Source organism: Solibacillus daqui, assembly GCF_028747805.1.
Taxonomy (GTDB): Bacteria; Bacillota; Bacilli; order Bacillales_A; family Planococcaceae; genus Solibacillus; species Solibacillus daqui.
This window is the reverse complement of record NZ_CP114887.1, coordinates 3391802-3406664: the sequence shown is the minus strand read 5'-3', so window position 1 is coordinate 3406664 and position 14863 is coordinate 3391802. Positions and strand designations below refer to the sequence as shown.

At 36.6% G+C, this 14863-nt stretch carries 14 protein-coding genes and 1 other annotated feature; of the genes, 9 read left to right on the top strand and 5 right to left on the bottom strand.

The features are described 5' to 3' along the window. Nucleotides 1-23 precede the first annotated feature (23 nt). Both O7776_RS16690 and O7776_RS16685 read left to right on the top strand, forming a co-directional pair. Entirely contained in the window at nt 24-1136 is a 1113-nt protein-coding gene (locus tag O7776_RS16690) for a GAF domain-containing sensor histidine kinase (RefSeq protein ID WP_274308084.1), read from the top strand. A gap of 11 nt (nt 1137-1147) precedes the next feature. Continuing rightward, nucleotides 1148-1798 carry a response regulator gene (locus O7776_RS16685; protein WP_274308083.1) on the top strand — a complete coding sequence of 217 codons (651 nt, stop codon included), beginning with the start codon at nt 1148-1150 and terminating at the stop codon, nt 1796-1798. Between the two features lie 67 nt (nt 1799-1865). On the opposite strand, the gene O7776_RS16680 is transcribed toward O7776_RS16685, so the two are convergent. Together O7776_RS16680 and O7776_RS16675 are read right to left on the bottom strand one after the other, a co-directional pair. Further along, nucleotides 1866-3170, bottom strand: coding sequence for a hemolysin family protein (locus O7776_RS16680; protein WP_274310530.1), 1305 nt, complete (start codon nt 3168-3170; stop codon nt 1866-1868). A gap of 571 nt (nt 3171-3741) precedes the next feature. Continuing rightward, on the bottom strand, nt 3742-3951 hold the full coding sequence (locus O7776_RS16675) for a YheE family protein (protein WP_274308082.1): 210 nt from the start codon (nt 3949-3951) through the stop codon (nt 3742-3744). A gap of 107 nt (nt 3952-4058) precedes the next feature. On the opposite strand from O7776_RS16675, the gene O7776_RS16670 reads away from it, so the two are divergent. After that, nucleotides 4059-5204, top strand: a complete 1146-nt coding sequence (locus O7776_RS16670; RefSeq protein ID WP_274308081.1) for a DUF445 domain-containing protein — start codon at nt 4059-4061, stop codon at nt 5202-5204. A gap of 21 nt (nt 5205-5225) precedes the next feature. After that, nucleotides 5226-5570, top strand: coding sequence for a YlbF family regulator (locus O7776_RS16665; protein WP_274308079.1), 345 nt, complete (start codon nt 5226-5228; stop codon nt 5568-5570). A gap of 31 nt (nt 5571-5601) precedes the next feature. Here the strand turns inward: O7776_RS16665 and O7776_RS16660 are convergent, their stop codons facing one another. Beyond that, entirely contained in the window at nt 5602-5973 is a 372-nt protein-coding gene (locus O7776_RS16660) for a hypothetical protein (protein ID WP_274308078.1), read from the bottom strand. A 460-nt stretch (nt 5974-6433) separates the two neighbouring features. Between O7776_RS16660 and O7776_RS16655 the strand changes: the two genes are divergently transcribed. The 5 genes from O7776_RS16655 to O7776_RS16635 all read left to right on the top strand — a co-directional run bounded on the left by O7776_RS16655 (nt 6434) and on the right by O7776_RS16635 (nt 10963). Next, nucleotides 6434-7939, top strand: coding sequence for a coproporphyrinogen III oxidase (locus tag O7776_RS16655; protein WP_274308077.1), 1506 nt, complete (start codon nt 6434-6436; stop codon nt 7937-7939). Nucleotides 7940-8106: 167 nt separating this feature from the next. Further along, nucleotides 8107-9297 carry an MBL fold metallo-hydrolase gene (locus O7776_RS16650; protein WP_274308076.1) on the top strand — a complete coding sequence of 397 codons (1191 nt, stop codon included), beginning with the start codon at nt 8107-8109 and terminating at the stop codon, nt 9295-9297. Next, a complete protein-coding gene (locus O7776_RS16645; RefSeq protein ID WP_274308074.1) occupies nt 9284-9535 on the top strand; it encodes a DUF3006 domain-containing protein in 252 nt (83 codons plus the stop codon). Before O7776_RS16650 ends, O7776_RS16645 begins: the two co-directional genes overlap by 14 nt. Nucleotides 9536-9678: 143 nt before the next feature. After that, nucleotides 9679-10467, top strand: a complete 789-nt coding sequence (locus O7776_RS16640; protein WP_274308072.1) for an HAD family hydrolase — start codon at nt 9679-9681, stop codon at nt 10465-10467. A 118-nt stretch (nt 10468-10585) separates the two neighbouring features. Next, nucleotides 10586-10963, top strand: coding sequence for a DNA polymerase III subunit delta (locus O7776_RS16635; RefSeq protein WP_241369871.1), 378 nt, complete (start codon nt 10586-10588; stop codon nt 10961-10963). Nucleotides 10964-11004: 41 nt separating this feature from the next. Here the strand turns inward: O7776_RS16635 and O7776_RS16630 are convergent, their stop codons facing one another. Continuing rightward, nucleotides 11005-12246 carry a polysaccharide deacetylase family protein gene (locus O7776_RS16630; protein WP_274308071.1) on the bottom strand — a complete coding sequence of 414 codons (1242 nt, stop codon included), beginning with the start codon at nt 12244-12246 and terminating at the stop codon, nt 11005-11007. Nucleotides 12247-12552: 306 nt separating this feature from the next. Then, a complete protein-coding gene (serA, locus tag O7776_RS16625) occupies nt 12553-14175 on the bottom strand; it encodes a phosphoglycerate dehydrogenase (protein WP_274308070.1) in 1623 nt (540 codons plus the stop codon). 76 nt (nt 14176-14251) lie between these two features. Beyond that, nucleotides 14252-14497 (bottom strand) — a binding site (T-box leader). Between the last annotated feature and the right edge of the window lie 366 nt (nt 14498-14863).

Below are 14863 nucleotides of genomic sequence, written 5' to 3'. Positions count from 1 at the left end.
GCGATGAAAAGGGACGAATGCCAATGACGAATAATCATTCTAATATTGCAATACTAAAAGAAATTGCTGAGCTGTTAAACGAAGAAACCGAAATGATTCCGATGTTAAACGGCGCATTATCAAAATTTTTAAGCGGGACGAAATTTGAAACAGGCTGGATTTTCTTTATTGATGAAAAGGGAAAATCCGAGCTTGTTGTAAAGCAAAACTTACCCGATGCGCTTAGCTATAATGAGTGTCAGCATTTAAAGCGCGGTGGATGTTGGTGTGTGTCACGTTTCCGCAATGATGAACTAAAAAAAGCTTCGAACATTATCGAATGCCAGCGTATTGAAGGTGCGATTGAAGCAAATGACGGAGATCATAATGACATTACACACCATGCGACAGTGCCATTGCAATCTGGACAAGAACGTTTTGGCATACTCAATGTTGCATCACGCAATACGGTGCGTTTTACGGATGAGGAGCTTGATTTACTCGAATCCGTTGCGTTTCAAATGGGCTCGGCCATTAAGCGTATTTATTTAACAAATGAGCAGCAAGAAATTGCACTTGTACAGGAACGTAACCGTTTAGCACGTGATTTGCATGATTCTGTTAATCAGCTGTTATTTTCTGTGACATTAACAGCTCGTGCAGGTATTGAAATGACGGAGCAAGTAGAGTTAAAAGAAACGTTCAAAGATATTCAGCAGCTCACACAAGAGGCATTGACAGAAATGCGCGCACTTATTTGGCAATTACGTCCAAAAGGGCTGGAAAGTGGGCTTATTGAAGCAATTAAAGTTTATGCGGAAATGATGAACTTACAATTATCGGTCAATGTAGCAGGTGTTATTCAATTGCCGTCTCGCGTGGAGGAAACACTATTTCGAATCGCGCAAGAGGCACTTAATAACGTACGAAAACATTCCGGTGTAACACAAGTCCAAATTTTCATAAATATAACTGCAACGGATGTATTGCTAGTTGTAAAAGATGCGGGACAGGGCTTTAATGTTGATGCAATCGATGACATTCCATCAATTGGGATTCAGTCAATAAAAGATCGTTCGCAAGCGGTTGGTGGAACGGCGGATTGGGTAAGTGAGATTGGTAAAGGGACAGAGCTATTAGTCCGCTTGCCGTATTAGGGGGAGTTACAATGATTCGAGTATTAATTGCAGATGATCATCACGTTGTACGTCGTGGATTATTATTTTTCTTAAAAACGCAAAAGGATATTGAAGTGGTTGGTGAAGCAAAAAACGGTGTAGAGGCAATTGAGCTTGTCCAAAAGTTTGAACCAGATATTGTACTAATGGATTTAGTTATGCCTGAGATGGACGGCATTCAAGCGACGAAAAAAATTAAGAGTAAATGGCCGGATATTAAGGTATTAATGCTGACAAGCTTTTCTGATAAAGACCATGTGCTGCCCGCAATGGAGGCAGGGGCATCAGGTTATCAATTGAAGGATATTGAGCCGGATGATTTAGTGGAATCGATTCGTCAAATTATGCGCGGTGAAAATACATTGCATCCAGAGGCAACTACGCAACTAGAAGAAGGGTTACGGGAAGAGGAAAATAAACCCCATTTTATTAACCCATTAACACCACGCGAGCAAGATGTACTAGCAGAGCTAACAAAAGGGAAAAGCAATCGTGAAATCGCTTCATCACTATTTGTAACGGAAAAAACAGTAAAAACACATATTTCGAATATCTTTACAAAGTTGCAAGTACAAGACCGTACACAAGCTGCTTTATATGCAGTTAAGCATAATTTAACAGAGCCAAGTGAAAAAGCCTAAAATGATTCAGCCCCATTTAAATAGAAGAAGCCCGCACTTTCAACTAAGAAAATGCGGGCTTTAAAAATTATTCCTCGACTGACGTTTCAAACTTAGGTGATTTTGTAACTTCTAAATACAAAATGTGGTGACCATCTAACTCGGTAACTTTAAATTTGTATCCTTGCATTTCAATTATATCGCCTAGCTCAACATCAAAGCGTTGCGTCATGAACCAACCACCGATTGTATCGATGTCTTCATCTTCAATGTCTGTTCCTAAAATGTCGTTTACTTCTTCTAGCAGCATTTTAGAATCAAAGATATAGTGGTCTTTTGCGATTTCTTGAATTTCAGGAATTTCATCATCATCAAATTCATCTTGAATATCACCGATGATTTCTTCGATAATGTCTTCGATCGTTACTAAACCGGATGTACCGCCATATTCATCCATTAAAATCGCCATATGAATGCGTTCATTTTGGATTTTTAAAAGTAAATCACTAATTTGAATTGTTTCAATAACACGGATAACAGGTTGCATATATTCTTCAACCTTTTTATCACCATTTGCTGGATTTTTAATATAAGCGGTTAATAAATGCTTCATGTTAATTAAACCGATAACATGGTCTTTATCGCCATCGGTAATCGGATAACGTGTATATTGCTCGATCCCCATTAGCTCAAATACTTCACGAATTGTTTGATCTTTTTCGATACTAATAATTTCAGTTCGAGGAACCATAATCTCCTTCGCAATGCGTTCAGAAAACTCGAAAATACTGTTTACGTATTCGTATTCAGAGGAGTTAATTTCTCCTCCTTTATAGCTATCTGTTAAAATCATGCGAAGCTCTTCTTCAGAGTGTGCTGCTTCAGATTCAGAAATCATTTTTAAACCAAAAAGTCCTGTTAATGCACGTGCTGAACCATTTAAAGTACGAATAAATGGATACATGATGTTGTGGAACAAAATAATTGCGCCTGATAAATTTAAAGTGATTTCTTCTGCTTTATGAATAGCAAGAGTTTTCGGTGCTAATTCCCCTACGACAACGTGTACAAACGTTACGAGTGAGAAGGCAACAATAAATGAAAGAACGGATGTAACACTACCACTTAATCCTAAAAATTCGAATAGTGGGTGGAGAATAATTTCAAAGGTTGGTTCTCCAAGCCAACCAAGTCCAAGAGCGGTAATTGTAATCCCTAATTGACAAGCAGATAAATACTCATCAAGATTAGTGATGACCTTTCTTGCACGAATTGCTTTTTTGTTTCCTTCAGCAACGAGCTGATCGATTTTTGTCGTTCTTACTTTAACTATTGCAAACTCAGTTGCAACGAAAAATGCCGTAGCGGCAATTAAGATAGCAAATACTATCAACCTAATGGTTAGTTCAATACCTATGTCTACGTCCAAATATATTCCTTACTTGCGGCACAAATGGGCACGGCAAATAAAGAGTACACCTCCTAAAAAAATTTTTTAATACTACAATGATAAAATATTTATGCTAAAAAAACAAATTATGTTATTTGAAATGTGAGGTGATTTATGCAAGCACTAAAAAATAATGTATTAAAAATTGAATTATCAGTATTTTAATGGTAATCTATTGAACAAGTAATTATTTGAATAGATGAGAAATTTATTGTAAAAATTGCCAGCAAATAAATTCTCTAGCCAGCTATTTTAATAATTTACTTGAATGCGCATAAGGTGAAACTTTGCTCGGTGAGGGATTTATCCCTCACCGAGCATTAGTTTTTACCAATCGGGCATTAAGGGACAGTACAGTTTGCTTCTTACTGTCCCTTAATGCGGGATAAAGAGAGCATCCTCAAAAGTGAGGGTGCTCTTTTTCTTTAAAAAATAAGATAGTATGGACGTGGCGTTTTGCCCACTCGGGGCTTGAAGGCGCTTTAGCGCTTTTCTCATTCATTCATTCATTCATTCATTCATAAACGTGGAATAACATTAATTCATGGACCATTTTTTCTACGTTGGCAAGTTCGTCTTGCTGTGGGGCATTACCAATGAAGCGAATACTGCCATCTTTATAATAGTCCGCAGCAAATCGCTCGTTTTTAAAAAAGAAACTAATAGACCAGCCTGGAATTTGGCTGTTTTCAAATAGTGGTTTATAGCTAAAATGTTGAATCATGAAACTTCCCTCCCGATTTAATCGTACAAGAAAGTAGTCAGTTGTTGCAATTTTTGGTTGAAGAAATTAATAATAGAATAGATATAGATGAGGAAAGAGTGAGATCAATGGGAGAATTTATTACGCTATTACTTTTACTTGGTGTCGTCGGTGCGGTCGTTGGTGCAGCAACAAATTACATGGCGATTAAAATGCTATTTAGACCGTATAAGCCGATTTACTTCAAAAAGTGGAAGTTACCATTAACACCAGGTCTAATTCCGAAGCGTCGTGGTGATTTAGCGATTCAATTAGGCAAAACGGTAACTGATTATTTATTAACACCTGATACGATTAAAAAGAAATTTTTATCTACAGAAGTTCGAGCGAGCGTATTAACATTTGCGCAGGACAAGGTGAAACAAGAAATATTTACGGATGAAAAAACGATAAATGATTGGTTGCATTTAGCCGGAATTCAAACATTACCACAAACCGTTGAAGGAAAAGTGGATGAAATTATTCATAGTCAATTGATGTCGGTGAAAAATACATTATCGTCAAAAGCGATTCGTGAAATTTTACCGACTGATTTAGAGCCTGTATTAGACCGTAAAGTAGATGAAGCGGTTGTGCAGATTTTACAAAAGGGTGAAGACTATTTCTTATCACAAGAAGGCGCAATAACAATCAAAAATATGCTTGATGACTTTTTATCGACTAAGGGTTCATTCGGTGGCATGATTCAAATGTTTTTAGGCGATTCAACATCACTTGTTGATAAAGTGCAGCGTGAGCTTGTGAAGTTTTTACAAGCGCCAGGCACAGCGGCGTTATTACAGCGAATTTTTATCTCAGAATGGGAAAAAATTAAAAATCGTCCAGCGATGGACTTTATGAATGATGTAAACTTTGATACGATTGAGTATAACATCCAAAGCTATGCAAAAAATGCACTAGCGATTGAATCACGCTTAGACAAAACGATTAATGATTATTGGCCACAAGGAATACAATGGGTAACGGTTGACCTATTGCCTAAAGTCATGGAGAAGTTGTTTATCGTAGCAGAAAATAAAATTGAAGATGTGTTAAAACGATTAAATTTAGCTGAAGTCGTGCGTGAGCAGGTGGATTCATTCCCGATTGCTAAATTAGAGGAGCTTGTACTTGGTATTATTAGCAAGGAGCTCAAGCTAATCACTTGGTTAGGTGGCATTATTGGTGGTCTTGTAGGAGTTATTCAAGCAATTGTCGTCTTGTTGACGAACTAAAACGAGAAAGAAGGATTTAAGATGATTAACATTTATGAAGATATTAATAAACTTCAAGCAACATTCCGCAAAACAGATGAGTTCGAAAATCTACAAAAAGCGGTAGATGCAGTACGTGAAGATGAAGAAGCAAAAAAACTATTCACAAATTTCCGCGATGTACAAATGAAGTTGCAAGATAAGCAAAATGCAGGTGAAGAAATTACAGAAGAAGAATATGTGTATTTACAAAAAGTAGCTCAATTAGCGCAACAAGACCTGAAAATCTTAGCAATGCTAGAAGCAGAAATGGCGTTAAGCTCAGTTATTCAAGAAGTAAACCGCATTATTACACAGCCAATCCAGTCATTATACGACGGACTATAAGATAAAAGGCTCACACAATTGTGTGAGCCTTTTATAATGAAATAGAGTGTTTTGGGAATTTTTGTGAGTATTTGCGAATGCTCTCTGAAAAGCTAGGATGCTTTGTAGCGAGCTTAGCAATTTGCATTTCGTCTGTATAAAGTAATTGATAGTTAAAGTGTTGTGAAAAGAAATGTTGAACATTTTCATAAAGGTCGTTTAATGAAATCGCGCCAAATAATTCGTCGCGATCAATCAAGAAAATTAAATCGCAAGTAGTTGAATTATTTGCATAAGTAACATTTATTGTAATGTAAAATGTACGCTCATCGCAGCGATTTATATCAAACGTATGAATGCCGATAGAAAGTTGATTTACTATATCAGTGAAATTCTGAGTTGTAAAGTTTAGTGGTCGAACCATCATTGCTACCTCCATTTAATAGTTGATAATAAAAAGTATAGAATATTCTATAAAGTTAGTCTAATGAAATATAGTAAAAAAATACCATGTTATTACTATATAGATAGTGGAAACCCCTTTTTATCCTAAATTTATAACTAATTTTACAGATGAAAAGTTAAAATTAAGTTAAATGACTATTAAAAGTTGGTAATTTTTTAAAGGTGGATACGAGCGCGAAAATTTCTACTGCATTAGTCGCATTGGTTTTGCAGAAAGGTGTTTTCAAAAAATATAAGCAGTATTCGTTTATTCCATTTCATTTTTTGTTACAATGAGATGGATTTTGTTTTTAATAAATAAGAAACTAGGATTTTTTTAGAGGAAATCCATATTAGAAAAGACATTGTTTTTGGCCATTATGCGCGAAAGCGAAATCTTTTTCTAACCTTCATTTAGATAGGAAAGTAGAGAATAAATAATGAAAACAATTCATATAAATGAACAATTTAAAGAGGATTGGACACGCGTGTTAAACCATATTGCCAATCTCTTTTACGAAGACTCGGTCATTCAAATTGAAAACGATGGTGCGGATATGACATTAGCTTTTGAACATTCCATTGATGCCTCGTTTACAATTCATACGGCGGCAGAATTATTAGTAGATGGTCAAGCCTTTACAAATAGCTATTCGATTGGTTATGCAACGGAGGGCACTGAAAAAGAGCAAAGCATTCGTATGAAGCGTGCGTTATCGCATGTCATGCTAGATGTGTTGGAGCAATATTCAGGGATGACACAGCAGTGGGGAATTTTAACGGGAGTTCGTCCTACGAAGCTGTATCATAAGTACCGTAAAGCAGGGAAATCTGATGAAGAAATCGCAACAATTTTAAAAGAGGATTTCCGAATTTCTGATCAAAAAATCGCACTCATGAAAGCGATTGTTGAGCGTCAATTAAAGGTTATTCCAGATATAGATGAGTTAGGACGAGAAATTTCGATTTATATCGGGGTACCTTTCTGCCCTACAATGTGTGCATACTGTACATTCCCAGCCTATGCAATTCAATCCAATCGTAAAGCGGGACGAGTTGAGAAATTTATCGACGGATTGCACATTGAACTACAAGAAATGGGTAAATGGCTTACAAAGAAAAATATGCGCATTACATCGATTTATTGGGGTGGAGGTACACCAACGTCAATCGAAGCGCATGAAATGGATGCACTTTATAAAACGATGTTTGATGCCTTCCCAAACCCTGAATCGATTCGAGAAATTACGGTAGAGGCAGGTCGTCCTGATACGATTACGCCAGAGAAAATTGAAGTGCTGAAAAAGTGGGGTATTGACCGTATTTCAGTAAATCCACAAAGTTATACGCAAGAAACATTAAAGGCAATTGGCCGTCATCATACAGTTGAGGAAACCATTGAAAAGTTTTGGCTATCACGTAATTCAGGTATGAATAATATTAACATGGATTTAATCATAGGCTTACCAAATGAAGGGATTGAGGAATTCCAGCATTCATTAGAAGAGTCGGCTAAAATGCAACCAGAAAGCTTAACGGTGCATACATTAAGTTTTAAACGTGCATCGGAAATGACGCGTAACAAAGACAAATATAAAGTAGCTGACCGTGATACAGTCGCACAAATGATGCAAATGGCAACGGATTGGACAGCTGCTAATGGCTATGTTCCTTATTATTTATACCGTCAAAAAAATATTTTAGGTAATTTAGAAAATGTTGGCTACTGTAAGCCGAGTGAAGAATCGATATACAATATCGTTATAATGGAAGAAGTACAAACGATTTTAGGTATTGGTTGTGGTGCTTCCTCGAAATTTGTACATCCAGAAACAGGCAAAATTACGCAATTCCACAATCCGAAAGATCCAGCAGCATATATTATGACGTTTGAAGATGCCATTGCGAAAAAAATAAAAATATTAGAAGAGATATACTCATCCTAATACAATCGAGAGTGAACTGTTACATCCGTAGCAGTTCACCCTTTTTGTTTTGATTAAGATAGTGAGGAAATCCACAAAACTGCGACGCGGTTTTATTCGGAATGTGTTTTTCTATTCGTCTAATGTTGTGTACACTTAAAGGGAGTATAAGAAAAGGATATGACAATATGAAAAGATTATTATGGTTTGTATTAGCCTTGCTAGTGATGCTAGCAGGCTGTACAGAAATGGTGGAAACAAATGCGCCGGCAGTAGCAGGAAAGGAGATGACAGTACATTTTATTGATGTCGGACAGGGCGATTCGATTTTCATAAAATCTCCTAGTGGTAAAACGATGCTGATTGATGGTGGGGTAAAAGGCGCCGGGAAAACCGTTGTAGATTATTTACATTCACAAGGTGTGACGAAACTTGACTATGTAGTGGCAACACATCCAGATGCGGACCATATTGGAGGGTTAATTGCTGTACTGAATTCGATTTCAATTAAAGAATTTATCGATTCAGGAAAAGTTCATACGTCTCAAACATATGAGGAAATGCTGACATTAATACATAACAAAAATATTCGCTATACCGTTCCAACGACAGGAGATACAATAGCACTTGATTCGGTAGTAAACGTAGATGTATTGGCAAGTGATGAAAATGCAGCCGATAATAATGACGCTTCAATTGTCTTACGTGTGGCGTACCAACAAATTTCGTTTTTATTAATGGGCGATGCCGACCATGGCATTGAACAACAATTATTAAATTCAGGAGTTGATGTCGAAGCGACAATTTTAAAAGCTGGACATCATGGGTCAAATACGAGTAGCTCGGCCCAGTTTATCAAAGAGGTAAATCCATTAGCGACAATATTAAGCTATGGTCAGGACAATAAATACGGTCATCCACATGCGGAAGTAGTAGATACACTAAAACAAGCAGGTAGTGATCTTTATGGCACTGCAGAATCAGGAACTATAGTCGTAGCAACAGATGGGGTTACCTATGATGTGAATGCGAAACAATGGACTGGCATTGGTGCAACAAGTTCAATTACTTTATCAAAGTCAGATAAGGTAGAACTTATAAGTAAAGATTTACAAGCTGAGATTGTAGCAATTCAAAATAATAGTAACGAAACAGTAAACTTACAAGGCTGGAAATTGATTTCGGTCGAGGGCAATCAAGAGTTTAACTTCCCAAACATCAATTTAGTACCAGGTAAGAAAATTTATGTGACAAGTGGAACTGATGCCAAAGCGAGTGGAAATGCCCTTGAATGGACGAAAAAGCAAATCTGGCTTAACTCTGGTGACGCCGCAAAATTAAAAAATGCGAAGGGAGAAATTGTTAGTGAGCTACCATAAAAAATATACATTAGACCGTTTTGAAGGGGATTACGCGATTTTTTTGCAGCATCCAGATGAAACAAAGCAGCTATTGGTTCATCAGGGAGATATAGAGGTAGAAGTTAAAGAAGGCGATATTGTTACTATTTATGACAACGGTCAAACTTACGAAGTTCAGGTGTTAAAACAAGAAACAGCCAATCGAAAACAACACATTACAAATTTAATGCAGCAACTACGTGAAAAGAATAAATAGTATATGACGAAGGGCGTCCAATAAGCAAATTATGAATGAGCCTTTTCGTATCTAAAATTTAGAAAAATCAAAATGAAATAAAAATAAACGCTTTATTATGGTAAACTATTGAGGTATATCATTATAGTTTAGGAGCAAATATCATGGCGATTAAAACAATTATTTTCGATTTAGATGATACGCTGTTATATGATCAAAAATCTGTTAAAACAGCGTTTGAAAAAACATGCGAATATGCAAGTACTGTCAAAAATGTTGACTCGATTACCCTTGAAGAAGAAGTGCGTAATGCGGCACGTACGTTATATGAAAGCTACGAAACCTATGATTACACAGTGCTAATCGGCATCAATCCGTTTGAAGGCTTATGGGGAACATTCGATGACCCAACACCTCAATTCCAACAAATGAAGGGAATTGTACCTGGCTACCGTGCACAGGCATGGACGAACGGTTTAGCGGCACTGGGCATTGACGATGCGAAATTTGGCGCGGAACTTGGCGAACGCTTTGTAAAAGAACGAAAAAAGGCGCCATTTTTCTATGAAGACACATTTGCTGTATTGGATGAATTAAAAGGTAAGTATCAGCTTGTATTATTAACAAATGGTGCACCAAGTTTACAAAATTTAAAATTAGAAATTACACCAGAAATTGTTCCTTACTTTGACCATATTGTCATTTCAGGTGACTTCGGAAAAGGAAAGCCGGATTTATCGATTTTCGAATTTGTGATGGAAAAGGCAAATGTATCAAAAGAGGATGGCATTATGGTGGGCGATAATTTAATGACAGATATTTTAGGTTCATCTCGAGTGAATATGCGTAATGTATGGATTAACCGTGAGGACAAGCCAAAAAATCCTGATGTTATACCAACATATGAAGTATCATCATTAACTGAGTTTTTACAGCTTGTAAAAACACTATAAAAACTAGGAAAACGCACAAAAATTTGTGCGTTTTTTTGCATAATTAAAAACCCAAATAGAGAATTTTCTGAAAATTTATGTTATAATAGACTCATGAACAAATGAAAGAGGTTTTTTTATGGGTAACTATGAGGCATGCAGCTGTGAAAACTGCGGACGTACAACAGAATATGTACAGGTGAATTTAGTGACGATAGAGCGTCATAGCGCCAATTTGTGCTTAGCATGTGCACATGTGTTATCAATGCCTCCACAGCAAGAGCGTTTTTTTAAACTTGTACGTAAAAAAGACGTAAAAGAGTCCAACGAAGAAATGCAAAAAGCGCACCGCTTGTTATCGAGCTTAATATCTGTAGGTACAGTGTTTGTTGCAGGGATTGTGCTAGCTATGGGTGTATCACAGGGCTTCGATGTAGTAAACTTGCTACCAAGCGCGTCTAGTATTATAGCAAATCAAGAGCCATTAACATTTATACAACTGAAATCGTTAAGTTAAAAAGTGCCACGTTCGAAACAGGATTCGAGCGTGGCACTTTATTATTTCTTTATAATTTCTGATACAGTTACAAATTCATAGCCTTGCTCTTGTAATGTCGCTAAGATGGGGTCTAATGCATCGGCAGTCGTTTGATGAATGTCGTGCATGAGTATGATACTACCATTTCTGGCGTTTTTTTGAACAGTAGCTAATGTTTTTTTCGGATCACGGTGCTTCCAATCGAGCGTATCAATTGTCCAAAGGATATTTGGCACTTTTAATTGGTTTACGATGGTTTTGTCATACGCACCATACGGAGGTCGAAATACAGTAGAATTGCGTCCGATTGTAGCTTTAATGACGGCATCAGTAGAATCGATTTGTAATTTGGCCTTTTGCAGTGGTAATGTTGTTAATTTCGTGTGATTATATGTATGGTTGCCAATTTCGTGCCCGGCATCTGCTACTGATTTTAATATTTTTGGATTTTTTTGCACTTCATTACCAACGACAAAGAATGTCGCTTTAGCGTTGTATTTTTCTAAAATTTCTAAAATTTGTAGTGTCACTTTTGGATGTGGTCCATCATCAAAAGTGAGCGCTATTTTTTTTGTTTTATTACTCGTCGTATTGTTTGGAGGAAGTGGTTTTGTAGTAGTATTTTTTAAGCTACTTGCTAAAACATAGCCTGAAAATTCTTTTGTTGTGACAAACGCCCAGCCGTTAAAATTTGTTAACATTGCTACTTCTGTATTAGCCGCAAGATGCCCAAGTATATCACTAGAGGGGCTAGCAGTGGTACGTACGATAAGTCCTTTTGGATCGTTAACAATTTTCTTTTTAGTGGATGGGTCGACAACAGCTTGTTTATCTACATAGCCGGCTAAATGACCATAGCGGATAAAAATATAATTTGGTGAATTGCTAGGGAACACTTCTACAATACTGTTCAAATAAATTCTTCCAAGCAGTTGCCCTTGCTGTGCATCACTTAGATAAATTGGCCAATCTGCTTTAGAATGCACGAGCATATATTTTGCTTGCACAGTAGTTAATAGTTCGTTATTAATGTAGCCAATTTGCTCTTTGTATTGAACTTTTGACCATTGTTCCTGCTCTTCCAACACAATAACGGGCACATTTTGAGGTAATTCATGTATTACTAATTGCAATGAATCATCGAACAATTCACTCTTATTCGTTGTCATTTTAATATTAGCGTTAGTTGCAGCACTGGAATGACGAGGTAAATATAAACTAAACAGTACCATTATAACTGCGCAAAAAATTAATTTTTTCATGTAGAAAACTCCTTCATCGAGTTAGAATGAATTGTTAAAAATTTACTTAATACTATAAGTATACAATTCTTTACGCAAAATATGAATAAACCCTAGATTAATTCCCCCCGCGTAATTGCGTCCAGATTTTTTCAAACAGGCCCGAAAAAATCCCCTAAAAAATCAATGACATCCGCTGAAGCAAGTTAAATATTCATTTAGTACTAAATTAAAGAGTTTAGACCTTTAGAATTCTAAATTGAATTGTAAAATCAAATGAAAAAACGGATAAGCGTTGAATTTTGCTTATCCGTTTTCGTAATGAAATTATAGAGTAATCGCTTTTACTTCGTCGATATTTTCAAGTTGTGCAACATAAACTAAATCTTCAGTTGTTACTTCATTATCAACGGCAAGCATCATAACTGCAGAACCACCAACATGGTCGCGACCTACTTGCATCGTTGCGATGTTAATGTCTTTTTCGGCTAACTTAGTCGCTACACGGCCGATTGAACCTGGTTTGTCTTGGTTTTTGATGTAAAGTAGGTTGCCTTCAGGAACAACGTCTACTACGAAACCTTCAACTTTAACGATACGAGCACCAAGTCCGTTTAATAGAGTACCTGCAACTGTATGTTTTTCTGTTTCTGTGATAATTTCAACTGTAATTAAGTTTGTGAAACCTTTTGCAGTTGTTGTTTTGTGTTCATTAATTTGCATACCGATACGCTCAGCTAAGTAACGTGCGTTTACATCGTTTACGTGAGAGCCGTGGTTAGTAGAAAGTAAACCTTTAATAGCATTTGCAGTTAATGGGCGAACATCAAAATTAGCTACTTCACCTGCATAAGAAATATTTAATTGTTGAATGCCTTCTTCTGTTACTTGGATTAAGAATTTACCAAGTTTTTCAGCTAACGCAAAGAATGGTTCAACTTGCGCAAGTTTTTCTTTTGGAATTGATGGCATGTTTACTGGGTTTGTAACAGTACCTGTTTTATAGAATTTAATAATATCGTTTGATACGTCTACTGCAACTGATTCTTGAGCTTCTACTGTAGATGCACCTAAGTGAGGCGTTGCAATTACTTGTGGTAATGTTAGTAATTTGTGATCTGTAGCTGGCTCTTCCACGAATACGTCTAGTGCTGCACCTGCTACTTTGCCTGCTACGATTGCATCATATAAATCGTCCTCGTTAATAATACCGCCACGTGCACAGTTAATAATACGAACGCCGTCTTTCATCATCGCAAAACGTTCTTTGTTAATGATATTGCGAGTTTCAGGTAATAACGGTGTGTGTACTGTGATGAATTCAGCAGCTGCACATACTTCGTCAACTGTTCCTTTTGTTATGCCAAGCTCTTTTGCGCGTTCTTCTGTTAAGAATGGGTCATAAGCGATAACGTTCATGCGTTGACCTTTTGCACGGTATGCTACTTCCGCACCGATACGGCCCATACCAATAACGCCTAATGTTTTATTTTTTAACTCAACACCAACATAAGATTTACGGTCCCATTTACCGTTTTTAAGTGTGTTGAATGCTTGTGGAATGTAACGTGCTAAAGATGTCATCATTGCAATTGTATGTTCAGCAGCAGAGTTTGTGTTACCGTCTGGTGCGTTTACAACAATAATTCCGTGTTCTGTTGCAGCTGTTAAATCAATATTATCTACACCAACACCAGCGCGACCGATTAGTTTTAAGTTTTTCGCAGCTTCGATTACTTCGCGTGTAACCGTTGTTTGAGAACGAACAAGGAGTACATCTACGTTAGCGATTTTTGCGATTAATTCTTCAGGAGCAAGGCCAGTGTCGATAATAATATTTAAGTTTAATTCCGTTTCTTGACGTAAAGGGAAAATCCCATCTTCACTAAGCGGATCTGCAATAAATACGTTAATTGCTTTTGTGCCTTTTTCGATAACTTCAGTTGCCATAATAAAATTCTCTCCCTTAATGGTTTATCCATTTTTTGAAATAAAATAAAAAGCCTTCCGTCCCTTACATGTCACTGTAAGGGGCGAAAGGCTAAGAAATATCAGAATCGCGGTACCACCCTTATTTGTTGACGGAATATTCAGACAAATACTCGTACAACCTCATCCATATGCGTAACGTGCATGGGACGGAATAACCTACTAATATTTTCAGCTATTCTATTCAAGAGTGGAACTTTATCGCAGTATATACTGGTTTACACCAACCACCAGCTCTCTTTGCTATACAAATCGAAAAGCATGTCTCTATCGCAATAGTTTATCGTGATTAAATTTGATAACATCATAAACCCGAATGTTCACCTTTGTCAACGGGATATTCGATTTTCCGAAAATTTTTTCGTTTCCATTAACTTGTAAACATCTGAATACGAACTATATTGTTGTAATTAGTATTGAATATTCGTTTTTAGAAATTTTAGATGTAAGCGCTAACGATGTTGGTATTATGCCATTTGATTGAATTTACTGAAAATATTACGAGTGAAATTATAAAGAGGGAATTCGGTTTTATTTTTGTGACATAATTTTGTCACAAAAAAATTTTATGACTAATTTTATTTTTTCCCAATTAGAAGGGGATATATAAACGAGCACGAAATTACCAATTACACCTTGGGGTAATAGC